The organism is Streptomyces sp. ACA25, from assembly GCF_028200735.1.
Classification (GTDB): Bacteria; Actinomycetota; Actinomycetes; order Streptomycetales; family Streptomycetaceae; genus Streptomyces.
Genome location: NZ_JAQKPV010000011.1, coordinates 140,775 through 164,334 on the forward strand (window position 1 = coordinate 140,775; position 23,560 = coordinate 164,334).

21 protein-coding genes and 1 pseudogene are annotated in these 23,560 nt (G+C 72.1%); 10 read left to right on the plus strand and 12 right to left on the minus strand.

Annotated elements, in window-relative coordinates:
- Positions 1-31: 31 nt before the first annotated feature.
- Positions 32-769 (minus strand): TVP38/TMEM64 family protein, encoded by a 738-nt coding sequence (locus PJ985_RS17715; protein WP_271684776.1) that lies wholly within the window; start codon positions 767-769, stop codon positions 32-34.
- A gap of 144 nt (positions 770-913) precedes the next feature.
- Here PJ985_RS17715 and PJ985_RS17720 point away from each other — a divergent pair, with 144 nt between their 5' ends.
- From PJ985_RS17720 to PJ985_RS17730, 3 genes are all read left to right on the plus strand, one after another.
- Positions 914-1,759: a spermidine synthase gene (locus tag PJ985_RS17720; RefSeq protein WP_271684777.1), complete on the plus strand. Its 846-nt coding sequence runs from the start codon at positions 914-916 to the stop codon at positions 1,757-1,759.
- Positions 1,760-1,963: 204 nt separating this feature from the next.
- Entirely contained in the window at positions 1,964-2,626 is a 663-nt protein-coding gene (locus PJ985_RS17725; RefSeq protein WP_271684778.1) for a DedA family protein, read from the plus strand.
- Positions 2,627-2,657: 31 nt separating this feature from the next.
- Entirely contained in the window at positions 2,658-3,410 is a 753-nt protein-coding gene (locus PJ985_RS17730; protein ID WP_271684779.1) for an acyltransferase, read from the plus strand.
- 192 nt (positions 3,411-3,602) lie between these two features.
- Here PJ985_RS17730 and PJ985_RS17735 read toward each other — a convergent pair whose 3' ends face one another.
- Entirely contained in the window at positions 3,603-4,463 is an 861-nt protein-coding gene (locus tag PJ985_RS17735) for a DMT family transporter (RefSeq protein ID WP_271684780.1), read from the minus strand.
- A gap of 106 nt (positions 4,464-4,569) precedes the next feature.
- Between PJ985_RS17735 and PJ985_RS17740 the strand changes: the two genes are divergently transcribed.
- On the plus strand, positions 4,570-5,145 hold the full coding sequence (locus tag PJ985_RS17740; protein ID WP_271684781.1) for a helix-turn-helix domain-containing protein: 576 nt from the start codon (positions 4,570-4,572) through the stop codon (positions 5,143-5,145).
- 51 nt (positions 5,146-5,196) lie between these two features.
- Here the strand turns inward: PJ985_RS17740 and PJ985_RS17745 are convergent, their stop codons facing one another.
- Positions 5,197-5,619, minus strand: a complete 423-nt coding sequence (locus tag PJ985_RS17745) for a CoA-binding protein (RefSeq protein WP_271684782.1) — start codon at positions 5,617-5,619, stop codon at positions 5,197-5,199.
- Positions 5,620-5,721: 102 nt separating this feature from the next.
- Here PJ985_RS17745 and PJ985_RS17750 point away from each other — a divergent pair, with 102 nt between their 5' ends.
- From PJ985_RS17750 to PJ985_RS17760, 3 genes are all read left to right on the plus strand, one after another.
- Positions 5,722-6,387, plus strand: coding sequence for a YigZ family protein (locus PJ985_RS17750; RefSeq protein WP_271684783.1), 666 nt, complete (start codon positions 5,722-5,724; stop codon positions 6,385-6,387).
- 169 nt (positions 6,388-6,556) lie between these two features.
- Positions 6,557-7,711: an exonuclease SbcCD subunit D gene (locus tag PJ985_RS17755; protein ID WP_271684784.1), complete on the plus strand. Its 1,155-nt coding sequence runs from the start codon at positions 6,557-6,559 to the stop codon at positions 7,709-7,711.
- A complete protein-coding gene (locus PJ985_RS17760; protein ID WP_271684785.1) occupies positions 7,708-10,725 on the plus strand; it encodes an AAA family ATPase in 3,018 nt (1,005 codons plus the stop codon). Before PJ985_RS17755 ends, PJ985_RS17760 begins: the two co-directional genes overlap by 4 nt.
- A gap of 52 nt (positions 10,726-10,777) precedes the next feature.
- Here PJ985_RS17760 and PJ985_RS17765 read toward each other — a convergent pair whose 3' ends face one another.
- Positions 10,778-12,466: a DUF885 domain-containing protein gene (locus tag PJ985_RS17765; RefSeq protein WP_271684786.1), complete on the minus strand. Its 1,689-nt coding sequence runs from the start codon at positions 12,464-12,466 to the stop codon at positions 10,778-10,780.
- Positions 12,467-12,514: 48 nt separating this feature from the next.
- Complete coding sequence (locus tag PJ985_RS17770; RefSeq protein WP_271684787.1) at positions 12,515-12,997, minus strand: Lrp/AsnC family transcriptional regulator; 483 nt, start codon at positions 12,995-12,997, stop codon at positions 12,515-12,517.
- A 59-nt stretch (positions 12,998-13,056) separates the two neighbouring features.
- Between PJ985_RS17770 and PJ985_RS17775 the strand changes: the two genes are divergently transcribed.
- Positions 13,057-14,244 carry a trans-sulfuration enzyme family protein gene (locus PJ985_RS17775; protein WP_271684788.1) on the plus strand — a complete coding sequence of 396 codons (1,188 nt, stop codon included), beginning with the start codon at positions 13,057-13,059 and terminating at the stop codon, positions 14,242-14,244.
- Here the strand turns inward: PJ985_RS17775 and PJ985_RS17780 are convergent.
- Both PJ985_RS17780 and PJ985_RS17785 read right to left on the minus strand, forming a co-directional pair.
- A pseudogene (locus tag PJ985_RS17780) lies at positions 14,183-14,683 on the minus strand (GNAT family N-acetyltransferase); the annotation flags it as partial. The gene PJ985_RS17775 and the pseudogene PJ985_RS17780 overlap by 62 nt on opposite strands.
- A gap of 178 nt (positions 14,684-14,861) precedes the next feature.
- Complete coding sequence (locus PJ985_RS17785; protein WP_271684789.1) at positions 14,862-15,611, minus strand: SDR family oxidoreductase; 750 nt, start codon at positions 15,609-15,611, stop codon at positions 14,862-14,864.
- Between the two features lie 194 nt (positions 15,612-15,805).
- On the opposite strand from PJ985_RS17785, the gene PJ985_RS17790 reads away from it, so the two are divergent.
- Positions 15,806-16,552 (plus strand): GntR family transcriptional regulator, encoded by a 747-nt coding sequence (locus tag PJ985_RS17790; RefSeq protein WP_271684830.1) that lies wholly within the window; start codon positions 15,806-15,808, stop codon positions 16,550-16,552.
- Between the two features lie 26 nt (positions 16,553-16,578).
- Here the strand turns inward: PJ985_RS17790 and PJ985_RS17795 are convergent, their stop codons facing one another.
- From PJ985_RS17795 to PJ985_RS17815, 5 genes are all read right to left on the minus strand, one after another.
- Positions 16,579-17,733, minus strand: a complete 1,155-nt coding sequence (locus PJ985_RS17795) for an ROK family transcriptional regulator (protein WP_271684790.1) — start codon at positions 17,731-17,733, stop codon at positions 16,579-16,581.
- A 99-nt stretch (positions 17,734-17,832) separates the two neighbouring features.
- Positions 17,833-19,263 carry an adenylosuccinate lyase gene (gene purB, locus PJ985_RS17800; protein ID WP_271684791.1) on the minus strand — a complete coding sequence of 477 codons (1,431 nt, stop codon included), beginning with the start codon at positions 19,261-19,263 and terminating at the stop codon, positions 17,833-17,835.
- A 111-nt stretch (positions 19,264-19,374) separates the two neighbouring features.
- Positions 19,375-20,157, minus strand: a complete 783-nt coding sequence (locus PJ985_RS17805; protein WP_271684792.1) for an SGNH/GDSL hydrolase family protein — start codon at positions 20,155-20,157, stop codon at positions 19,375-19,377.
- 174 nt (positions 20,158-20,331) lie between these two features.
- Positions 20,332-21,045: a dethiobiotin synthase gene (bioD, locus tag PJ985_RS17810; RefSeq protein WP_271684793.1), complete on the minus strand. Its 714-nt coding sequence runs from the start codon at positions 21,043-21,045 to the stop codon at positions 20,332-20,334.
- Positions 21,046-21,049: 4 nt separating this feature from the next.
- Positions 21,050-22,354, minus strand: coding sequence for an adenosylmethionine--8-amino-7-oxononanoate transaminase (locus tag PJ985_RS17815; protein ID WP_271684794.1), 1,305 nt, complete (start codon positions 22,352-22,354; stop codon positions 21,050-21,052).
- 381 nt (positions 22,355-22,735) lie between these two features.
- Here PJ985_RS17815 and PJ985_RS17820 point away from each other — a divergent pair, with 381 nt between their 5' ends.
- Positions 22,736-23,554 (plus strand): SAM-dependent methyltransferase, encoded by an 819-nt coding sequence (locus PJ985_RS17820; protein ID WP_271684795.1) that lies wholly within the window; start codon positions 22,736-22,738, stop codon positions 23,552-23,554.
- The last annotated feature ends 6 nt before the right edge of the window (positions 23,555-23,560 follow it).

The window sequence follows — 23,560 nt, forward strand, 5'->3', positions numbered from 1 at the left end:
GCGGATTCAGTGGCGGGAGGCCGGTCGGATGTCAGGCCCCGGAAAGCGCGGGCGTGGAGCCGGGCCCGGTGGCGGGTGCGGCGGTGCCGGCGCGTCGGCGCGCCAGGACCACCGCCGCCACGCCGCCGGCCACGATGACAAGCGCCGTGACAAGGAATACCGGGGAGGTCGGGGTGGTGGCCCTGCTCCCGGCAACCACGTACGCCATGGTGCTGGGTACGCTGCCCAGCGCTGTGCCCCCGAGGAAGACCTTCCAGGACATGCGTGACATCGCCGCAGCGTAGTTCGTGGCCGCGAACGGCAGTACCGGCAGCAGCCGCAGCACCAGCATCGAACGGAAACCGTGCTCGCTGAGCTGCCGGTCACCGGCGGTCAGGAGCCGGCCGCGCAGCAGCGGGCGCAGCGCGTCCCGGCCGAGCAGCCGCCCGATGCCGAAGGCCAGGGCGGCACCCAGTACCGTCCCGGCCAGCGCCCCCACGACGCCGGCGGCGGAGCCGAAGAGGGCACCGGCAGCAAGATTCATCACCGGCCGCGGCACGAACGCCGCGGCACTCACTCCGTAGATCCCTGCGTACAGCAGCAGCGCGCCGTGCCCCTCCGGAAGGGCGGGACTCCCGCCCGTGAGCAGCTGGTGTGGCTGGTACGCCAGCACAGCCGCCCCGGCGGCGGCCAGCAGCATCAGGAGCAGCGCGAGCCGGAGCCATGGGCGGCTCCGTGCGCGGGCGGCTCCGGCGGCCTGCCGGTCAAGGGCAGCAGAGGGTGCGGACACTCCGGGAGAGTAACCGACGAAGGTGACGGTTCTGGATACGGGGCAGGGCTGCCGCCGGCCGCTCCGGTGGCCTCGAGGTGGCTGCCCGCCGGGAATCGCACCCGGGGGGCGGTCCCCGGGTGCGCCCGGGGCCACAATGGGGGTGTGGACGAGCCGATACCCGTGACCGCCGCTGTGGACCACGGCACCGCACGGCTGATGCCCGACCTCGACCGGGAGCGTGCCTGGCTGCTCACGGTGGACGGTGCACCGCAGTCGTACGTCGACCTCGAGGACCCCTGCCACCTGGAGTTCGAGTACGTACGCCGGATCGGTCACGTGCTGGACACGACCGCGGTGCCCGGCCGGCCGCTGGAGGCCCTGCACCTCGGCGGGGGAGCCCTCACCGTTCCCCGCTACCTCGCCGCGACCCGTCCCGGGTCCCGGCAGGTGGCCGTCGAGGCCGACCGGCGGCTGGCCGCCCTGGTGGCCCGGGAGCTTCCCTTGCCCCCCGGTTCCCGGATCGCGGTGACGGTGACCGATGCCCGCGCGGCCCTGGAGGCCGCGGAGCCGGCCGGAGCCGACGTGACGGTCGCCGATGTCTTCCAGGGGTCCCGGACCCCTGCCCACCTGACCACGCTGAGCTGCGTCCACGCCGCAGCCCGGGCTCTTCGCCCGGAAGGGATCCATCTCGCCAATGTCGCGGACTCGGCGCCGTTCGCTTTCCTCCGTTCCCAGCTCGCCACTCTGGCCGCCGTCTTCGACGAGCTGTGCCTGGTCGCGGAGCCGGGCATGCTGCGGGGCCGCCGCTTCGGCAACGCGGTGCTGGTGGCCTCACGGGCGCCGCTGCCCATGACGGATATCACCCGCCGGTGCGCGGCCGACGCCTTCCCGGCGCGCACGGTGCACGGCACCGCGCTGCACCGCTTCATTGCCGGAGCCCGGCCGGTGACGGACCGGACGGCGCAGCCCTCCCCGCCGCCGCCCGCAGGGGCATTCTCCCTCGGCTGACCACGAGCCGCGGCTGTGCAGCTTCCTCGGGTCCCGCGTCGCCGGGGCAGACCCCGCATTCGCCGGCTTCCCCGAAGCCGTGCCCCTCGCCCCGGCGGCCCCGGGGAACTGCCGGAGTACTCCGCCTGATCGGTTAGGCTTCCTGCGTGTACCGCACAGGTGCGCGCCGGCAGGCGGCATGTTCACGGGGAGGACCGGCGGGCAATGGACGTACACGCCTGGCTTGCGACGATTCCGCCGCTCACGGTCTACATACTCGTGACCTCGGTGATCCTCATCGAGATGCTGGGGATTCCGCTTCCCGGGGAAATCATTCTGGTCAGTGCGGCGCTGCTGGCCTCCCAGGGGCATGTGGACCCTCTGTGGGTCGGTATCTGCGCCACGGTGGGTGCCTGCGTCGGGGACTCGCTCGGCTATCTCATAGGGCGCAAGGGCGGGCGACCGCTCTTCGTCCGGCTGGGCCGAAGATTCCCCCGGCATTTCTCGCCCGGGAACGTCATCCTGGCGGAGAGCTCCTTCCAGCGCTGGGGAGCCTGGGCCGTGTTCTTCGGGCGGTTCGTGGCACTGCTGCGGATCTTCGCCGGCCCGTTGGCGGGCGTGCTGCGCATGCCCTATCCGAAATTTCTCCTCGCCGATGTGCCCGGGGGCATTCTCTGGGCAGGCGGCACCACGGCTGTGGTCTACTACCTCGGTCTCGTCGCACAGTCCTGGCTCCACCGTTTCTCGTGGATCGGGCTCCTGCTCGCCGCACTCTGCGGACTGGTTTCCTTCCTTGTCATCAAGCGACGGGTGAAGAAGCGCCTGCACCTGGCTCCTGAGGAGGCCGGAAACCGGCCCGTCGCGGAGCCGGTCGCGGTCTCCGACTGAGGAGAAGGGCAGCCATCGTGAAGGGACACGGATGAGGTTCCGGCACGCGGCCGAACGGCTCGCGTCCGGCGCGGTCCACCGCGTCTGGGGCTGGGCGCAGCGGGCGGGCGCCCTCACCGCCGACCGTCCCGGTCCGTACTCCTTCCGCCGGATCGGCACCGGTACCAGGCTGGCCTTCCCGCAGGGAACGCTCTTCGGAACCCAGTGCATGGAGCTGGGTGACCACTGTGTCATCGGCCGGGATGTGACCCTGACCGTGGGAATGCTGCCGGGCCTCGATCTCGGTACCGGTGCGGTGCTGCGGCTGGGCGACGGAGTCGTCCTCGGCCGGGGCAGTCACCTTGTCGCCGACGCGCCGATCACGGTGGGAGGGGACGTCTTCTTCGGCCCCTACTGCTATGTGACCTCCACCAACCACTCCTACGACGACCCGCAGCAGCCGGTCGGCAGGCAGTGGCCACGGGCCGCCCCCGTGGAGATCGGCCCCGGCAGCTGGATCGGAACGGGGGCGGTGGTGCTGCCCGGTTCCCGGCTCGGCCGCAACACCGTGGTGGCAGCGGGGGCCGTGGTGCGCGGGGAGGTCCCCGACCACGCGGTCGTCGCCGGAGCTCCCGCGCGGGTCGTCCGCCGCTGGGACAGTGAGCAGGGCTGGCAGCCCCCGATGCGTACTCCGCCGCCCGCGCCGCCGCCCCCGGACGTCACCGCGGAGCAGTTGCGTGCGGCGGCGCGCATCGTCGGCAGGCAGCGTCAGGGCGGGAACGGAAGGACCGGCACACTGGAGTGACCGGCCGGCGGCCGACCGCCGGCCCGTCCGACGCCCGGAGGTGTGGTCCGTGCCCCAACCGTCCCGCAGGGATTCCTGGACAAGTCCGCGCGTGCTGCGCGTGCTGCTGGCAGTGGCGATCGCGATCAACGGCTTCGCGCTGCTGCTCTTCGCCGTCCGGCGGATGTGAGCCGCCGCGGCCGGCCGCGGCGGTCAGCCTGACGCCAGGAGCAGGGTGCCGGCCATGGCCAGCCCTGCCCCGGCCGCTTGCACCACGAGCAGCCGCTCCTGAAGCATGCCGCGGGCGGCGAGCGCGGTGATCACCGGGTTGAGCGAGGCCAGCACCGCGGCCACGGTGACCGGGCCGATCCCGGCGGCGAGCGCGTAGGTGCCGTTCGCGGCCACGTCCGCCAGCCCGACGAAGGACAGGGCGGGCAGCGCGGGAAGCAGGGCACGCAGGCCGCCGTCGGGCAGTACCGGCAGACCGCGCCGCAGGGCGACGCCCAGTGCGGCTCCGCCCACCGCCGCGTTGCACAGCCGCTGGACGAACAGCGCGAGCAGCAGGCCCTGGACGGTGGTGGCCGCCTCGGCGATCAGCACCATCACCATGCCGAATCCGACGGCGGCGATGACGGTCAGCACCACGGCCTGCTGTTGCACGGGGGCGCCGCGCAACTGAGGTCCGCCCGCCATCACGATGCCCGCCACCGCGACCAGGATTCCGGCGTACTGCAGTGCACCCGGCCGCTCGCCGAGCAGCAGGGCGACCCCGACCGGGACCGCCACCGCCGTCGCCGCCAGCGGGGACACCACGCCCATCGGTCCCAGCGCGAGCGCGCGGTAGAAGCAGATCATCGCCACCGGGCCGATCAGCCCCGCCGCTGCGGCGAACCAGAGCCTGTCGCTGCCCGCGCTCCAGGCGCCGGTCGTCAGCACCACGGCACCCAGCGCCACGGCCGCCAGCACCTGTGAGACCACCACCACCGTCAGCGCGGGAATGCGCCGGGACAGCATCCCTCCGCCGAAGTCGGCCAGCCCCCACAGGAAGCTGGTGGCCAGGGCCAGGGCGATCATCCGGTACCTCGCAGTACGGTGTGGTGAACGAAGAAGTCCACCGCACCGTAGCGCAATACGCTGCACTCAGCAATGCAATATATTTCACCTTCGTCGGAGGATGCCGGTGACGGATCTCGACCAGCTCACGCACGCGCTCGGCCGCAACCTCAAACGGCTGCGCACCGAACGAGGCTTCACGCTCGACGCTCTCGCTGCCCGCGCCGGAGTCAGCCGGGGCATGGTCATCCAGATCGAGCAGGCCCGCACCAACCCGAGCGTCGGGACCGTCGTGAAGCTCGGTGACGCCCTCGGTGTCAGCGTCACCACCCTGCTCGACGACGCGCAGGGGCCGACGGTGCGTCTGGTCTCCGCCGAGCAGGCCGTGCGGCTGTGGTCCACCGAAGCGGGGAGCCACAGCATTCTGCTCGCCGGCACCGAAGCGCCCGGCCCCCTGGAGCTCTGGCACTGGCGGATCATGCCGGGAGAGGCCAGCAGTTCCGACCCGCATCCCGCAGGTACGACCGAGCTGGTGCATGTGTCACGGGGGGTGCTCACCCTTGCCGTGAACGGCACGGACCACCGGGTCCCGGCAGGGACGGCCGCCTCCTTCGCCTCCCACACGCCGCACGGCTACCGCAACGACGGTTCCGAACCCGTCGAGATGATGATGGCGGTCTCGGTTCCCCCCGCCGCTCCCTGAGCGCCGCGGTGCCGGGCCCCGCTCAGCAGCGGAGCCCGGCACCGCCTCCCGTCAGCCCCGCAGGTCGCCGAACTCCGGCCGGCCGTACTCGATGGCCGGGCAGCGGTCCATGACCATGTCCAGTCCGGCTGCCCTGGTCCGCGCGCACGCGGCCTCGTCGATCACCCCGAGCTGGAACCACACCGCCCGGGCCCCCGTCGCAGCCGCCTCGTCCGCCACCGCACCGGCCAGGTCACTCTTGACGAACACGTCCACCACATCGACCCGGAAGGGTATTTCCGCCAGCGTGGCGTACCCCGGCTCACCGTGCACCTCCTCCGCCCGCGGGTGCACCGGCACGACGCGCTTGCCGTGCCGCTGCAGCACCTCGGCCACTCCGTACGCCGCCCGCCGGCGGTTCGCCGACAGTCCGACCACTGCCCAGGTGTCACCGGTGGTGAGAATCCGCCGTACCGTCTCGTCATCAGCATGCATGCCTGCCCCAACCACCGGCTCCGCGGAGGCATTCCCCCCTCGCGGCCCGGCCGGGCCCCCACGGGCCGGGACCCGGCTCGGCGCACCCCGTAACCTGACCGCATGCGGGATCAGTATGTGACGGTGGCCGGCGAAGGCGCGCACGAAACGGAAGTCAGCCGATCCCGGTTCGTCTGCCTGCTGGCCCCCGCCGCCACCGAGGAGGAGGCCCGGTCCTTCGTTCGCCGCGCCCGCGGACGGCACCCGGCCGCCACCCACCACTGCTACGCGTATGTCATCGGCGCCGACGCCGGTATCCAGAAATGCGACGACGACGGGGAGCCCGGAGGCACGGCAGGCGCCCCCATGCTGCAGATGCTCAACCGCCGCGGGGTGCGCCAGGCGGTGGCGGTCGTCGCCCGGTACTTCGGCGGCACCAAGCTCGGCGCGGGCGGTCTGATCCGGGCCTACGGCGGTGCTGTCGGCGAGGCCCTGGACACCCTGGGCACCGTGACCCGGCAGCGGCTGTTGCTCGCCACCGTGACAGTCGGCCACCAGCAGGCCGGCAGGCTGGAGAACGGGCTGCGGAGCACCGGCCGCAACGTGCGCCACGTCACCTACGGCAGCGAGGTCACCATCGAGATCGGGATACCCGCCTCCGGCCTCGGAGCCTTCCGGGACTGGCTGGCAGACACCACGGCCGGCTCCGCCCGCCTGGAGCTGGGCGGCGACACGTACAGCCGCCCCGCAGCGCCCCGCTCGCCGGGCGGGGGTACCGGAACACGGTGACCCGCCTCCTGCTCCTGCCCCCACCCCCGCTGCCGGGTGCCGGCGCCCGGCAGCGGGGGCCGAGCATTTCCCGGCCGGCTGCACACCTATGATGACGCCGGTGCCGGTGCCGGAACGGTGCCCGCCCGGTGGCCGGAGTGAGGGGAAACATGCAGGTCGGAGCGGCGCTTTGAGGCTTCTGCACACCTCCGACTGGCACCTGGGGCGCAGCTTCCACCGGGTCGGCCTGCTGGACGCACAGCGGGCGTTCCTCGAGCACCTCGTCTCCGTGGTGCGGGACCACCGTGTCGACGCCGTTCTCGTGGCGGGCGACATATACGACCGCGCGGTGCCGCCGCTGCCCGCCGTTCAGCTCTTCGACGAGGTGCTGCACCACCTGGCCGCCCTCGGCACCCCTGCCGTCATGATCTCCGGCAACCACGATTCGGGCCGCCGGCTCGGGGTGGGCGCGGGGCTCATCGGACGCGCCGGCATCCATCTGCGCACCGACCCGGCCGGCTGCGCCACCCCGGTGCTCCTCCGCGACGAACACGGCGAGGTCGCCTGCTACGGCCTTCCCTACCTCGAACCCACCCTGGTGCGGGACCACTTCGCTGCCGGCAAGGCCGGACACACGCAGGTCCTGGGCGCCGCGATGGACCAGGTCCGCGCCGACCTCGCCGGCCGTCCGGAAGGCACCCGCTCGGTCGTCCTCGCCCACGCCCTCGTCACCGGAGGCGCGGAGTCCGACAGCGAACGCGACATCACCGTCGGCGGTGTCTCCTCCGTCCCCGCGTCCGTCTTCGACGGCGTCGACTACGCGGCCCTGGGGCATCTGCACGGCTGCCAGACCATCAGCGACCGCGTGCGGTACTCCGGCTCTCCGCTCGCGTACTCCTTCTCCGAGGCCGGCCACCGCAAGTCGATGTGGCTGATCGACCTCGGCCCGCACGGCGAGATCGACGCCGAGCGCCTCGACTGCCCCGTACCCCGCCCGCTGGCCCGCATCCGTGGCCGGCTCGAGGACCTGCTTGCCGACCCCGCCCTGACACGGCACACCGACAGCTGGGTGGAGGCCACCCTCACCGACTCCGCCCGCCCCGCCGAGCCGATGGCCCGCCTCAGTGCCCGCTTCGCCCACGTCCTCAGCCTCGCCTTCGACCCCCAGGGCGCACCGCCGGGCGAGCGGCCGTCCTACGCCCAGCGGCTCCGCGGCCGCACCGACCAGCAGATCACCGAGGACTTCGTCACCCACGTCCGCTCCGGACGGGAACCCGACGCACGGGAACGTGACGTGCTCGGCGACGCCCTGGAGGCAGCCCGAGCCGAGGAGAACACGCGATGAGGCTGCACCGGCTGACCGTCACCGCCTTCGGGCCCTTCGGCGGTACCGAGCGGATCGACTTCGACCGGCTCTCCGCCGCGGGACTGTTCCTCCTGCACGGCCCCACCGGAGCCGGCAAGACCTCCGTGCTGGACGCCGTGTGCTTCGCCCTCTACGGATCGGTCCCCGGGGCCCGCCGGAGCCACACCCACGCACTGCGCAGCGACCACGCCGCCCCGCACACCCTCACCGAGGTGGTACTGGACCTCACCGTCGGCGGCCGGCGACTGGAGATCACCCGTAGCCCCGAGCAGCAGCGCCCCAAGAAGCGCGGCACCGGACACACCCGGGAGAAGGCCCGCTGCACGCTGCGGGAGTTCCGCCCCGGCGATGGCTCCTGGCACGCCCTCAGCCGGTCCCACGAGGAGATCGGCGCGGAACTGGGGGATCTGCTGGGCATGACCCGCGACCAGTTCTGCCAGGTGGTGCTCCTCCCGCAGGGGGAGTTCGCACGCTTTCTGCGGGCCGGAGCAGAGGACCGTGCCAAGCTCCTCGGCCGGCTCTTCGACACCCGCCGTTTCGCCGCTGCCGAGCAGCACCTCGCCGGGCTCCGGGCCGCGGCCCTGGCGGGGGTCCAGGAGGCCGACGAACGCCTGCTCTCCCTCGCTCACCGCATCCAGCAGGCCGCCGGCCACCACCCCGCCCGGGCCGCCGGGCCGCTGCCCGGACTGTCCCCGGGAGACCCCGGTCTCGCCGAGGCGGTCCTCCGCTGGGCGGCGCTCGCCCGTTCCGAGGCCCGCGAGCACCGGGACATCGCGGCCGGAGCCCTGGAGACCGCCGAGACGGCACACCGGCGTGCCCAGCAGGACCTGGCCGACAGCACCGAGAACGCCCGCCTCCAGGCCCGGTACGACGACGCGCTCCGCCGGGCAGCGGCACTCGACGAGCGCGGCGGGGAGCGGGTGGCGGCCAGGGTGCGCCTCGAACGGGCCCGGGCGGCGGACACCGTCGCCCCCGCCCTCGGACTGCGGGAGAGCGCGGCGGCCGAGCACCGTGCGGCCCTGGAGAGTGAGCGGCAGGCCCGCACCCGGCTTCCGCCGGACCTCGCCGACGCGCCGGTGGACCGGCTCGCGGAGCGGGAACGCCGCACCCGGGAGCGGCTCGGAGCGCTCAGTACCGCCCGGCAGGCGGAGGAGCGTGCCGGGCAGCTCGCCGGTGAGCTCGACGAGCTGGACCGGGAAGCGGACCGCGCGCACGGGCTGCTCGAGGACATGCAGCAGCGTGCCGGGGAACGGGAGACCACCCGGACAGCACTGGAGCAGCGCACCGCCCGGGCCACGGAGGCGGCCGCCCGCGTGGGACCGCTCGCCGCGGACCTGGAAGCTGCCCGGCACCGGCTGAAGGCCGCCCGCCGGCGGGACGAGCTGGCCGCCAGCATCCGCGCTGCCGAGGAGCGGGAGCTGGCGGCACGGGAGGAGTCCGCCGCCGCCCGCGAACACTGGCTCGACCTCAAGGACCGCAGGCTTCTCGGCTACGCCGCTGAACTGGCGGCCACCCTCGACCACGGACAGCCGTGCGCCGTCTGCGGCTCAACGGAGCACCCCGCACCCGCCCGCCGGCGCGCAGACCAGGTGAGCCGGGTCGACGAGGACACCGCGCTCCAGGCCTCCCAGGCGGCCGACGCCCGTCGCGAGCAGCACGTCCGCCACCGCGCTGACCTCGCGGCCGAGCACGCGGGCCTGCTGGCCACCGCGGGGCAGGAAGCGGCGGACGAACTCACCGCCCGGACCGCAGCGCTGGAGAAGGTACTGACGGCCGAACAGGCCGCCGCCGACGGCGCCCGGGCGGCCAGGGCCGCCCAGGACGCGGCCGAGCGGGAGCACACCGAACTGCTCGGCGCCCTGCAGACGGCACGGCAGCAGTCGGCCGCCCGCGCCTCCCGCCGCGAAGCGCTCGCCGCCGAGCTCGACACACTCACCCGCCGGATCGCCGAGGCTCGCGGAGAGGCCCGCAGCGTCGCCGAACGGGCTGCCCTGCTGGAGCGGGCATCGGAACAGCTCGTGTCCGCAGCTGCTGCCGCACGGACCGCCCAGGACACGGCGGACCGGCTCAAGTCCGCCGACGCCCGGCTGGCGGACGCCGCCTACCGTGCCCGGTTCGACACCCCCGAGGCCGCCGCCGAAGCCCTGCTCGGTGAAGCGGAACAGCACGCGTGTCAGCAGCGCCTGGACGCCTGGCAGGCCGAGGAAGCCGCTGTCACCACCGTCCTGACCGATCTGCGCACCACGGAGGCAGCAGCCCGCCCCCGGGCAGACCCGGAGACGGCCCGGGCCGCCGTCGACGCGGCGACCCACGGTCTCCGCACCGCAGCCGCCTCCGACACAGCCGCCCGCACCCGGTGCGAGGAACTGGACCGGCTCTCCGCGCAGGCCACGGCGGACGCCCGCCGGCTCGCCCCGTTGCGCGAGGAGAGCGGGCTCCTGGCTCACCTGGCCCAGCTCGCCGGGGGCACGGCCGTGGAGAACGAGTACCGCATGCGGCTGGAAACCTACGTCCTGGCCGCCCGGCTCGAAGAGGTGGCCGACGCCGCCGGCACCCGGCTCCGCCGGATGGCCGCCGGCCGGTATCTCCTGACCCATTCCGACGCCCGGACCGGTGGCCGCGCCCGCTCCGGGCTGGGGCTGCACGTCATCGACGCCTGGACGGGCCGCACCCGGGACACGGCGACCCTCTCCGGCGGCGAGTCCTTCCTCGTCTCCCTCGCCCTCGCCCTCGGCCTCGCCGACGTCGTCGCCGAAGAAGCCGGTGGCCGGCGCCTGGACACCCTGTTCATCGACGAGGGTTTCGGCAGCCTTGACGAACAGTCCCTCGACGAGGTCCTGGACGTCCTGGACTCGCTACGGGAACAGGACCGCAGCGTCGGGATCGTCAGTCATGTGCCCGACCTGCGCATCCGCATCCCCGCACAGCTCGAGCTGGTGAAGACGCGCACCGGGTCCGGTGTACGGCACCGCAGCGCTCCGCTGGGCCATTGACGGACCGGCCGCGGCGAGGACACTCCGCCGCGGCCTGCGCTCGCTCGGGCCGTCAGAGCACGGACAGCTCCTCCACCAGATCGTCGAGGCCGAGAGAGCCCAGCGACAACGCCGCCATGTGCCACGACTTGGGGTCGAAGCTCTCCCCCCGGGCCGTGCGGGCGGCCTCCCGGCCCCGCAGCCAGGCCCGCTCGCCCAGCTTGTACCCGATCGCCTGACCCGGCATACCGAGGTACCGGACGATCTCGCTCTCCACGAAGTCGTCCGGACGGCTGTTGTGCCGTCCGAAGAACTCCTGGGCCAGCTCCGGTGTCCAGCGCTCCCCCGGACGGAAGGGGGAGTCGGCCGGGATCTCCAGCTCCAGGTGCATACCGATATCGATGATCACCCGCACCGCGCGCATCATCTGGCAGTCGAGATATCCGAGCCGGCGCTCCGCGTCGGTGAGGAATCCCAGCTCGTCCATCAGCCGCTCGGCATACAGTGCCCACCCCTCGGCATTGGCGCTCACCATGCCGACCGTCGTCTGGTACCGGGACAGGCGGTCCGCCACATGCACCCACTGCGCCAGCTGCAGGTGATGGCCCGGCACCCCCTCGTGGTACCAGGTGGACACCAGGTCGTAGACCGGGAACCGGGTTTCACCCATCGTCGGCAGCCAGGTGCGCCCCGGACGGGAGAAGTCCATCGAAGGTCCGGTGTAGTACGGCGCCGCGGCACCGCCCGGCGGAGCGATCATCGACTCCACCCGCTTGACCCGGTCGGCCAGCTCGAAGTGGGTGCCGTCCAGCGACTCGATCGCCTCGTCCATCAGTTCCTGGAGCCAGACCCGGACCTCCTCCACCCCTTCGACCGCTTCACCGTGCGTGTCGAGGTGCTTCAGGGCCTCCCAGGGAGTGGCGCCCGGGAGGATCTTCGCCGCCTCGGCCCGCATCTCCGCGTGCAGCCGGTGGAACTCCGCCCAGCCGTAGGCGTAGGCCTCGTCCAGGTCGGGAGCGGTGCCGTTCCAGTACCGGACCCAGCGGGCGTACCGCTCCCGGCCGGCGATCTCCGGAGCCCCCGCCACCCCCGGCGCGTAGGTGTCCCGCAGCCAGTTCCGCAGCGCGGTGACCGCACTCGTCGCCGCCAGGGCGCTGTCGTCCAGCTCCTTCCGCAGCGTGGCCGGACCGTCGGCCGCGTACCCGGCGAACCAGCTCTTGCCCGGCTCGTCACCGATCCACTCGTCCAACTGCCCCAGCACCGTCGCGACCTGCCGGGGACCGGCCGGCAGATCCCGGGACAGCCCTTCGGCGAGCGACTGCCGGTACCCGTCGAGGGCATCGGGTACGGCCCGCAGCCGCTCGGCGACCACCGACCAGTCCTCCTCCGTCTCGGTCGGCATCAGGGAGAAGATGCTGCGCACCGAGTGAACGGGGGAGTGGAGATTACTGACCGCGCGCAGCGGTTCCCCGCTGTCCCGCACCGCCAGTTCCGCGGACAGGCGCTCCCGCAGCAGCCGCGCACAGCGCCGCTCGGAGTCGCTGTCCGCACCCGGGCGCGACTCGGCGGCGGTGAGCCGTTCCAGCGTCCGGCGCGCGAGGTCGGTCAGTGCCTGCTCGCCGGCCGGCGAATAGTCGGGGAGGCGTCCGGAGCTCTCCGGGACGCCGAGGTAGGTGCCGGTGATCGGATCCAGCTCGATGAGAGCGTCGAGATAAGCATCGGCAAGCTGCCTGGGCAGCAGGTCATTGTTGTCGTCAGGCATGCCCTCATCCTCATACGCGGGGACGGGGTTCGTCACTACTGTCCTTTGTCACATTCCTGACCGGTAAGGCAGCAGCGGTCCGCAGTCCCACTGCTGGAAAATGAGCCGCGTCTCCACCTGGGTGACCTCCTTGCGGGAGGTGAACTCCTCCAGCACCAGGCGCTGCAGATCCGCGGTCCCGGCAACCGCCACGTGCACCAGATAGTCGTCCGGACCGGTCAGGTGAAACAGCGCCCGGGACTCGGGCAGCGACCGCACGCGTTCCACGAACGGACCGATCAGCTCCTTGCGGTGCGGCCGTACCTGGACCGACAGCAGCGCCTCCAGCGACCGCCCGAGCATTGCCGGATCCAGCCGAAGCCCATAACCGGTGATCACACCACTGCGGCGCAGCCGGCCCACCCGGTCCAGGCAGGTCGAAGCCGCGATCCCCACCGACCCGGCAAGATCACGGTTCGTCATCCGGGCGTCCTTCTGCAGAATCCGCAGAATCTCCAAGTCAACCGGATCAAGTACGACAGAAGCTGTCATTGGTCGAAGATAACACGGTTTGCGTCCCTAGGCTCCCGTTGTGTGTTCAGAATCCGGTCATGGAGACCACACCCGCGACCCCATCCCGTTCGCTGGCCACCGACGCCGTGCACGCCGGACGCGAGGACCTCGCAGCCCTCGGCCTGCACGCCACTCCGATCGACCTCTCCACCACCTACCCGTCGTACGACAGCCGGGCCGAAGCCGCCCGGCTCGACGAGTTCGCCGCGACCGGCGCCCAACTGGAAGGCCCACCGGTCTACGCCCGCCTCGACAACCCCACCGTCGCCCGGTTCGAACGCGCCATGGCCCGGCTGGAAGGAACCGACTCCGCAGTATCCTTCGCCAGCGGCATGGCGGCCCTCAGCGCGGTCCTCCTCACCCAGGCCGCCTCCGGCCTGCGGCACGTCGTCGCCGTCCGTCCGCTCTACGGCTGCAGCGACCATCTCCTGACCAGCGGGCTGCTCGGCACCGAGGTCACCTGGACGGACGCAGACTCGATCACCGAGGCCATCCGGCCCGCCACCGGCCTGGTGATGGTGGAGACACCGGCCAACCCGACCCTGGCCGAACTGGACCTGGAGGCCGTCGTCCGCGCCTGCGGAGCTGTGCCACTGCTGGTCGACAACACCTTCGCCACCCCCGTTCTCCAGCGCCCCGCCGAATCCGGTGCGGGCATCGTGCTGCACAGCGCCACGAAGTACCTGGGCGGCCACGGAGACGTCCTCGGCGGAGTCGTCGCCTGCGGAGAGGACCTCGCCCGCGAGCTGCGCCGGGTGCGCTTCGCCACCGGGGGAGTTCTGCACCCACTCGCCGGCTACCTGCTGCTCCGTGGTCTCTCCACCCTCCCGGTACGCATCCGCGCACAGTCGGTCACCGCCGCGGAACTGGTCCGCAGGCTGGCCGCCGACCCGCGCATCACCCGTGTCCACTACCCCCGGCTGGGCGGTGCCATGGTCGCCTTCGAGGTACGCGACGATCCTCACAGCGTCATTGCCGGGGTCCGCCTGATCACTCCGGCAGTGAGCCTGGGAAGCGTCGACACCCTCATCCAGCACCCGGGATCGATCAGCCACCGCATCGTCACCGAGCACGACCGGCGGACCGGCGGCATCAGCGAGAAACTGCTCCGGATGTCCGTCGGCCTGGAGGACGTCGACGACCTGTGGCACGACCTGGACTCGGCCCTCGGGCCGCGGCCGGCGACCGCGGAGCGGGCGGGGGCGGTGGGGCGAGCCGGGCACTGATCACCAGGGTGCCCGCCGAGTGTGCGTACTCCAGCGGCAGGCCGGTCGCCCGCAGCGCAGCGACCATGCCGGTGTTGACGGACTGCGTCAGCGCATAGACGCTGCGGCAGCCGGCCGCCGCAGCAAGGCCCGTCAGCTGCCGCAGCAGTGCCGTACCGAGCCCGCGGCGCTGCCAGGCGTCCTCGACCAGGAGCGCCACCTCGGTCTCGTCCCCGTCCCACAGCAGGTGGCCCAGTGCCACGAGATCACCGCTGACCGTCCGCACGGCACGGGTGTGCCCGTGCCTCGGGTCCAGCAGATGCGGCAGGTACCTGTCGGCGTCCGCCACCGGCCCGTGATAGCGCTGGGCCAGGGTGCCGGCCGAGCACCGGGCGTGCATCTCGCGCGCGGCACCGACGTCCTCCGGCCCCGCCGCCCGCACCGCCACGCCCGGAGGCAGGCCCGGAGCAGGCCCGGTGCCGGGATCCGGGCACGAGGCCGCGATGCCGCGGCGTGATTCGGGAAGAGCCATGACAGCAACTCTGCACCGGCGGTATTGCACGGCCACGAACGAGCTGTGACCGGAAAGTTAAGGATCTTCCGGATCAAACGCCCGCGTCGCCCAAGCGCTCCCGTACTCAGAGCCCGCCGGAGACCCGCAGAACCGCCCCCGTGGTGTACGAGGCCTCGGGGGAGAGCAGCCAGGCCACGGCCCCGGCGACCTCCTCGGGATCGCCGGGCCTTCGCATCGGAACCCGGCCGGGGTCGCGCCAGGGGCGTCCCGGATCCCCCATCGCCGCATGCATGCCGGTGAGGATCATGCCCGGCTGCACGGAGTTCACCCGCACCCCGTCCGGAGCCAACTCTTTCGCCAGCCCGATCGTCAGCGTGTCCACCGCACCCTTGGAGGCCGCGTAGTGCACGTACTCCCCGGGGCTGCCCAGCGTGGAGGCCCCGGAGGAGATGTTGACGATGGCGCCGCCCGCGCCGCCGTGCCGGGTCGACATCTCCCGTGCCGCCCGACGGGCGCACAGCATCGTCCCCATGACATTCACATCGATCACCCGGCGCATCACCTCGACAGGTGTCTCGGTGAACCTGCCGAGCGGGCCAGTGATCCCGGCGCTGTTCACCAGCCCCGTGACCGGCCCCAGTACCCGGGCGGTGACCTCGAACAGCTCCTCCACCTCGCCCGGGACGCTGACGTCCAGCCGGACCGCCACGGCCCTCCGGCCGGCCGCACGGACCTCCTCCGCGGTCTTCTCCGCAGTCTCCGCCCCCCGCTCGTAGCCGATCGCCACATCATGACCGGCCCGGGCGAGCCGCACCGCCACCGCCGCCCCGATCCCCCGCCCGCCGCCCGTGACCACTGACACCTGCTCGTGCACCCTGTCCCCGCCTCCCCTGAACGGCCTCCGGTAACCCGGAGTAAACGTCATCCGGTGCCGGCAGGTCCAGCGCGTGACCGGAGATTGGTCTTGACCAAGACACCGCAGCGCTCTATCGTCCGGATACGCAAGGTTCTTTCATAATGCCTGCGCGGCCCGCGCCGGGCGAGACGGCACAGGTGGAGGCAACAACAGTGGCGACCACGCAGCCGGCCCCGGTCCAGGAGCCCAAGTACCGGCATCTCAAGACAGTCCTCTCCGAAGCACTGGACTCCGATTTCGCAGTCGGACAGATCCTGCCGAACGAGCGCGACCTGGCCGCTCGATTCGGCGTCGCCCGTGCCACCCTCCGTCAAGCTCTCGAACAGCTCGAGCTGGAGGGCCGTCTGCAGCGCCGGCGCGGCGTCGGCACCACGGTCGCACCCCCGCGGATCGGCGTGGACGTGAGCCCCGGACGCCACACCTGGCCGGGCGCGCCGGGCGACTCCTGGATCACCACCGACTGCCGCTGCGCCCCGCCCCCTCCCGAGGTGGCCCGAATGCTGCAGCTCCGCCCCGATGAGCGCGTCCAGGTGGTGCACCGCACCCGCACGACCCACGGCCAGCCCGTCGCCATCGAACAACTCCACTTCCCCGCAGCATCGTTGGCCGGCGACCCGCCGCACGACCCGGGAGCTGACGGGGCCGACCGCGGGCGGCACCTCCTGAGGCTCCTGCAGCGGTCCGAACTCGGCGGACAGGACCGGGCGGTGGAGCTGGGCTCGGCCCGCGCCGACGTGGCCCGGCAGCTCGACCGGCTTCCCGGCGCCCCCGTACTGGTGGTCACCACCCGCTACCTGGCGCGCGACCGCACGGTGGCGGTCGGCGTGGCCACCTTCCGCGCCGATACCTGCCGGCTCACCTTCGGCACCGAGGCGCCCGTCCCCCTGCCCGCCGACTGACCCACCCGGCGGTACGGCGGCGCGGGTCAGTCGGCCCCGGCCCCCTCCACGGTGTACAGCTGCTGCTCCACGTGATCCAGCGCCAGCCGCAGGGCGCCGGTCGCCACCGCTGCCCCGCCCAGCTCGGAGAGCGCGATCCGCGGAGTCCGGAGGCAGTACAGCCGCAGCTCCCGGCGGAGCGGCTCCAGCAGACCGTCCAGTCCCGCGGCCCAGCCGCCGACGACCACCAACTCCGGATCCAGCGCCAGCACCAGGGCTGCCACGTCATGGACCAACCGCTGCACGAACCGCTCCACCGCGGCCACGGACCGACGGTCACCACTGCGGGCCGAGCTGAACACCCTCGCCACCGCCTTCTCGTCCAGCGGCTGCAACGGCTCACCCGTGGTGGACAGCAGGTGCTCCGGGGTGACCTCTCTGCCCAGCAGATGCAGTGCGCCGATCTCACCCGCAGCTCCGCCGTACCCCCGGTGCAGCCGCCCTCCGATCAGCGAACCCGCACCCGGGCTGAGCCCGGCCAGCACCATCACGACATCCTCCGCGCCCGCCGCCGCTCCCTTCCAGCGCTCCGCGAGCACGGCAGCGTTCGCGTCGTTCTCCACCAGAACAGGACAGCCGAACGCCTCCCGGAGCCGGTCACCCAGCGGCAGCCCCGTCCACCCCGGCAACGCGGTGCACAGCCGCACCGTCCCGTTCCCCTCCACGATCCCCGGTGTTCCCACTCCCACCGCCCGCAGCGCTCCCGAAGGCACCTGCGTCCGCCCCAGCAGCCTGCCGGCGACCGTCTGCACCTGTGCCAGCCGCTGCGCTGCCGATGCTCCTTCGGCGACTTCCTGCTCCTCACCGCCGAGCCCGCTGCCGACGAGATCGGCCACCACGGCAGTCACCCTGTGCGGTCCGACCTCGATACCGAGCACATAGCCGGCCTCCGCTCGGAACCGGAAGCGCCGGGCCGGCCGCCCCAGCCGGCCCCCGCCCGGCTCGGGGGCGCCGGCCTCGACCACCAGCCCGGCCTCGACCAGCCCTTCGACCACACCCTCCACCGTGGGCCGGGACAGCCCCGTGGCTCCCGCGAGAACCGACAGCGTGGGCGGGCTCTCTGCCGAGCGAAGGGCCCGGAGTACGAGGGTGGAGTTGATCCTGCGCAACAGCGAGGGATCCCTCCCCGTGAGCTGTCCCACCGGCGCCTCCCTCCTGCCGCGGCCGCCTAGCCTCTGGCCGGGATCGTAACTCCTCCCCGGACCTGCCGGCCCCCTGCGCCCCGACCTTCCGGCCAGGCGTCAGAGGATGGCGCGCGGGCTGTACGCGGCTGCCTCCGGATACCGCTCGGCGATCTCCCCGACAGCGGACACCACAGCGGAGACCTGCCTGCCGGCCGCACCAGTGAAGGACAGGCGGTCGGCCATGAGCGCGTCCAGCTGCTCCCGGTCCAGCGGAAGCCGCTTGTCGCCGGCCAGCCGCTCCAGCAGCTCGTTGCGATCCGCCCCCTCCCGCAGGGCCAGTGCCGAAGCCACCGCGTGCTCCTTGATCACCTCGTGGGCGATCTCCCGGCCCACGCCGCCCCGCACCGAAGCCATGAGTACCTTCGTCGTGGCCAGGAAGGGCAGGTAGCGGTCCAGTTCGCGCGCCACCACAGCGGGAAAGGCGCCGAACTCGTCAAGCACCGTCAGGAAGGTCTCCAGGAGTCCGTCGAACGCGAAGAAGGCGTCCGGGAGCGCGACCCTGCGCACCACCGAGCACGACACATCACCCTCGTTCCACTGGTCCCCGGCCAGCTCCCCGGTCATCGAGGCGTGCCCCCGCAGAATCACCGCGAGCCCGTTCACCCGCTCACAGGACCTGGTGTTCATCTTGTGCGGCATCGCCGAGGAACCGACCTGACCGGGCTTGAAACCTTCCGTCACGAGCTCCTGACCGGCCATCAGCCGGATGGTCTTCGCCAGCGACGAAGGAGCAGCGGCCAACTGCACCAAGGTCGTGACCACGTCGTAGTCGAGAGAACGCGGGTACACCTGCCCGACTGACGTGAATGCCTGCGCGAAGCCCAGATGTCCGGCGATCCGCTCCTCCAGCTCGGTGAGCTTCACCGCATCACCGCCCAGCAGGTCCAGCATGTCCTGTGCCGTTCCGACCGGGCCCTTGATGCCTCGCAACGGATAGCGCGCGAGCAGCTCCTCCAGCCGGCGGAACGCCACCAGCAGTTCGTCCGCCCCGGTCGCGAAACGCTTCCCCAGTGTGGTGGCCTGAGCGGCCACGTTGTGCGAACGCCCGGCCAGGACCAGCTCCGCATGCCCGGCCGCCAGCTGCCCCAGCCGCGCCAGCACCGCCACCGTGCGGTCCCGGGCCAGCTCCAGGGACAACCGGATCTGCAGCTGCTCCACGTTTTCCGTGAGATCCCGGGACGTCATCCCCTTGTGCACCTGCTCATGCCCCGCCAGCGCGTTGAACTCCTCGATGCGCGCCTTCACGTCATGACGGGTGACCTTTTCCCGCTCGGCGATCGACGCCAGATCCACGTTCTCCAGCACCCGCTCGTAGTCGGCGAGCGCGGTGTCCGGAACCTCGATGCCCAGATCCTTCTGTGCCCGCAGGACGGCGAGCCACAAGCGACGCTCAAGAACCACCTTGTACTCGGGGGACCACAGGACCGCCAGCTCCGCAGAGGCGTAGCGGCCGGCCAGGACGTTCGGAATGCGCGGCTTGTCGATCACACCGACAGATTCTATCCGTGACCCCCGGCTCGCTCCTTCCGGCCCGTGGCTCCGCACCGGACCTCACTCAGCGGAGGTGGGGGACGCCGGCCGGTGGGCGTTCGCGGGACGTCACACGAGGTCTCCACCCGCCGGCGGAGCGAGCTCGGGACGCTTGGGAGCGCGGCCGTCACCCGAAGAGCGTCCCGTCAGCCGCCGACCCACCCACGGCACCAGATGGGCTCGGGCGAACTGCAGATCATTCCTGCGACGGACGAGCCAGGGGGTTCCGGCCGGTGGCGGCAGCGGAGCGTTCCAGTCCCACTCGGGTTCATACCCCAGCCCTTGCCATACCGCCTCGGCCACCCGGCGGTGCCCTTCCTCCGCCAGATGCAGCCGGTCATCCGCCCATACCCGCGGATCGCCGAGCACCTCGGATCCGAAGAGGTCGACGACCAGTGCTCCGTGCTGCTCCGCCAGCCCGTCGATGTGCTCGAAAAGGCGCTCCATGCGTGACCTGTAGCGTCCGAGGACCGGTCCGCGCCGTCCGGGGCTGCGCATCAGCACCAGCTGCTTGCACGAGGGGGCGAGAGTGACCACCGCCTCCTCCAGGGTGGCGCACACCCTGCCGACATCGCACTGGGGCCGCAGCACGTCGTTGAGGCCACCGACAAGGGTCACCAGGTCCGCACCCATCGCGGCCGCGGGCTGCACCTGGGCCTCGGTGATCTGCCCGATGAGCTTGCCGCGCACCGCCAGGTTGGCGTAGCGGAAACCGTCGGACCGTGCGGCGAGCCGGGTGGCGAGAAGGTCCGCCCACCCCCGGTACGAACCGTCGGGCAGTGCGTCGGACATGCCCTCCGTGAACGAGTCCCCGAGAGCGACGAAGCTGCGGTATTCCGGAGTGCTCTTCATAGCGGGACCCATCGTAACCAGGCGTCGGGGCTCCTCGGCGGGGGCCCCTGCAGCCGTAGGTGCGTCCCCGCCCCCGGCCGGCACCGGGCACCGTGCCGCCCACCGACGCCCGCGGCACCCGGAAAAGGAGCCCCGCGGTGGTTCCCGAAACTGGGCCGTCCCGGGGCCGGGCGGTCAGGAGCGCGGCCCCGGCGGCCAGGGAACCCGTGTTCCCGGCAGGCGGGGAGCGAGCCAGCCCGGAGCCGCGGCGCGGAACCGTGGGGGTGCCAGGCGGCCCGCTCCGGCAGGGACGACACCGAGCAGCGGCGCACCCGCGGCAGCGGGAAGCTCGGTGAGGTTGCAGCGCTCGGCCAGCCCGGGATCGGCCGGGAAGCTCCCGACGACGATGCCCGGACACTCCAGCCCGCGGTGGCGGAGGGCCTCAGCGGTCAGTGCCGTGGCGTTCAGGGTGCCGAGGCCCGCCGTGACGACGTTCACCACCGGAGCCTCCAGCAGACGGGCGAGATCGGCCAGGGTCGTCCCCTCGTAGTCGAAGGGCACCAGGATTCCGCCCGCCCCCTCGACCAGGACGAGGTCGTGGTCACGGCCGAGTGCACGGACAGCTGCGGCGGCCCGTTCCATCCGGAGGAAGGGCAGCCCGGCCCGGCGGGCGGCCGTCGCGGGTGCGAGGGGCTCCGGATAGCGGGTGAGTTCCACGCCGCTGAGCTCCTCGCCGGCCAGCCGCCGGATCTCTGCGACATCGCCTGCCTCGCCGTCCGTGACTCCGGTCTGGGCCGGCTTCACCACCGCTACCCTGCTGCCCGCCGCGAGGGCGGTGGCGGCTATGGCGGCGGTCACCACGGTCTTGCCGATGCCGGTACCCGTGCCGGTCACGATCAGAATGCCCACTGCGTCACCCCGCTCGCGCGGCCGCGCGCACCGCGCGGCAGACCAGGGCGAGGTCCTCATCACCGGTGACGTACGGCGGCATGGTGTAGATCATGTCGCGGAAGGGTCTCAGCCAGACCCCGGTCCGGACCGCTGCCCGGGTGGCCGCCGCAACATCCACGTCGTGATCGAGCTGAACCACCCCGATCGCCCCGAGCACGCGCACGTCACGTACCCCTGCGTCGTCCCGGGCCGGGCTCAGCCCTTCCCGCAGCCCGTCCTGGATCCGCGAGACCTCCCCGGCCCAGTCCTGCCCCGTCAGCAGATCCACGGAGGCGAGTGCGACTGCTGCGGCCAGAGGGTTGCCCATGAACGTAGGGCCGTGCGCGAGCACGGGCACCTCTCCGCGGGAGATGCCCTCCGCCACCCCGCGCGTGCACAGGGTGGCAGCCATGGTCAGGTAGCCGCCGGTCAGGGCCTTGCCCAGGCACAGCACATCGGGAGTGATCCCCGCATGGCCGGCGGCGAACAGCGTCCCCGTGCGGCCGAACCCGGTGGCGATCTCGTCCAGGATGAGGAGGACCTCGTACTCGTCGCATGCCTCGCGGAGCACCCGCAGATAGCCGGGGGAGTGGAAACGCATCCCGCCGGCACCCTGGACCACGGGCTCCACGATCACTGCCGCCAGTTCGTGGGCATGGCGCGCGATCAGCCCGCGCAAGTGCGCGGCATAGGCCTCGTCCACTCCCGCCTCGAACCCCCCGGGCGGTGCGTCCGCGAAGACCTGCCGGGGCAGCACCCCGGCCCACAGCTCGTGCATCCCCCCTTCCGGGTCACAGACGGACATCGGCTGCCAGGTGTCCCCGTGGTATCCGCCGCGCCAGGTCAGCAGCCGCTGCTTCCCCGGCTTGCCCAGTGAACGCCAGTACTGCAGGCACATTTTCACGGCGACCTCGACCGACACCGAGCCTGAGTCCGCCAGGAAGACGTGCTGCAGCGCTTCCGGAGTGATCTGCACCAACCGCTGTGCCAGCCGCACCGCGGGCTCATGAGTGAGCCCCCCGAACATGACGTGGCTCATGGTGTCGATCTGCCGGTGCGCCGCCGCGTTCAGTACGGGGTGGTTGTATCCGTGAATGGCGGCCCACCATGAGGACATTCCGTCGACGAGCTCGTCACGGCCGGCCACCGGCTCGGCCAGACGCAGGCGCACCCCTTCCGCGGAGACCACGGGCAGGGCGGGCGTGCGCGAGGGCATCGGGCCGTAGGGATGCCACACGTGCTGCTGGTCAAGCGCCTGCAGCTGGTCGGCCGGCAGGGAATCAGACATTGCTCACCGGTGTCTCGGCAGAGGGGAAACGGACGGACGGCGGGAACTGTACGTGCGCAGCCGAGGGCGGAATGACACGCCGGTTCCGGCCCTCGGCTCCGGCTCTGCCGGCGATCATCGCCGATGGGGACCACCCGCACCAAGCCGGGGCCGGGCCTCCGCCCGCTGAGCGCCACTTACGGTCACCGGGATGCCGGTACCGGCACGGCCGGCGGCTCCGGGCTGCCTGCGGGCGGGTGCGATCGGATGCGGGAATCCCCCCAGGTACTGCCGCCCACCGTTCCCCATGAAGCCTGCCCGCAGACGTCCCACGTTGTTGTGCCCGGTCGGGGTACTTCGGGTTAGGGTGTGGTCAAGGCGGCAGAATTCCAGGGAGGTTTGGTGGCTGAGAATCCGGACGCTTCGGGCAGAAGGCGAGTATCGAAGATCGACACATCGGTCCCGCATTCGGCGCGGATCTGGAATTACTGGCTCGGCGGCAAGGACAACTACGAGATCGACCGTATCGCCGGCGATCAGTACCGGGAGTTGTTTCCGGGAATTGTCGATGGTGCACGGATAGCGCGCTACTTTCTCGCACGCACAATCCGCTATCTTGCTGCGGAAGAGGGAATCCGGCAGTTCCTGGATGTCGGCACAGGCCTGCCGACGGTGGACAACACCCACCAGGTCGCCCAGCGGGTGGCGCCGGAGTCCCGGATCGTGTACGTGGACAACGACCCGCTGGTGCTCGTGCACGCCCATGCCCTGCTCACCAGCACCCCCGAAGGCACGACGGAGTACATCGAGGCCGACCTGCACGATCCCGAAGCGATTCTCGAGGCGGCAGCCGGGACTCTCGACTTCAACCGTCCCGTCGCTGTCGTGCTCAGCGGCATTCTTGGGCACGTCGCCGACTACGACGAGGCACGGACCATAGTCCGGCGGCTGATGGAGGGTGTGCCCTCCGGAAGCTGTCTGTCCCTGCACGACGCCACGGACACGGATCCCGCGTGGGTTTCGGCGCAGCAGCACTACAACGAAAGCGGTGCCATTCCTTACCACCTGCGCAGCCCGGAGCAGATTGCCGGGTTCTTCGAGGGACTGGAGCTGGTGGAGCCGGGAGTGGTCCCGACTCCCCGTTGGCGGCCGGAGGTCGCCATGGTCGAGGAAGGCACCGAAGCCGGGGCCGGAGTCGGTGGCGTCGGCCGGAAGCCCTGAGTCCGT

What these genes read in the sequence shown, in the direction of transcription:
- PJ985_RS17725 (WP_271684778.1), top strand. Translation starts at nt 1,964, where the DNA reads ATGGACGTACACGCCTGGCTTGCGACGATTCCGCCGCTCACGGTCTAC.
- PJ985_RS17730 (WP_271684779.1), top strand. Translation starts at nt 2,658, where the DNA reads ATGAGGTTCCGGCACGCGGCCGAACGGCTCGCGTCCGGCGCGGTCCAC.
- PJ985_RS17735 (WP_271684780.1), bottom strand. Translation starts at nt 4,463, where the DNA reads ATGATCGCCCTGGCCCTGGCCACCAGCTTCCTGTGGGGGCTGGCCGAC.
- PJ985_RS17745 (WP_271684782.1), bottom strand. Translation starts at nt 5,619, where the DNA reads ATGCATGCTGATGACGAGACGGTACGGCGGATTCTCACCACCGGTGAC.
- PJ985_RS17750 (WP_271684783.1), top strand. Translation starts at nt 5,722, where the DNA reads ATGCGGGATCAGTATGTGACGGTGGCCGGCGAAGGCGCGCACGAAACG.
- PJ985_RS17760 (WP_271684785.1), top strand. Translation starts at nt 7,708, where the DNA reads ATGAGGCTGCACCGGCTGACCGTCACCGCCTTCGGGCCCTTCGGCGGT.
- PJ985_RS17765 (WP_271684786.1), bottom strand. Translation starts at nt 12,466, where the DNA reads ATGCCTGACGACAACAATGACCTGCTGCCCAGGCAGCTTGCCGATGCT.
- PJ985_RS17770 (WP_271684787.1), bottom strand. Translation starts at nt 12,997, where the DNA reads ATGACAGCTTCTGTCGTACTTGATCCGGTTGACTTGGAGATTCTGCGG.
- PJ985_RS17775 (WP_271684788.1), top strand. Translation starts at nt 13,057, where the DNA reads ATGGAGACCACACCCGCGACCCCATCCCGTTCGCTGGCCACCGACGCC.
- PJ985_RS17805 (WP_271684792.1), bottom strand. Translation starts at nt 20,157, where the DNA reads ATGAAGAGCACTCCGGAATACCGCAGCTTCGTCGCTCTCGGGGACTCG.
- PJ985_RS17815 (WP_271684794.1), bottom strand. Translation starts at nt 22,354, where the DNA reads ATGTCTGATTCCCTGCCGGCCGACCAGCTGCAGGCGCTTGACCAGCAG.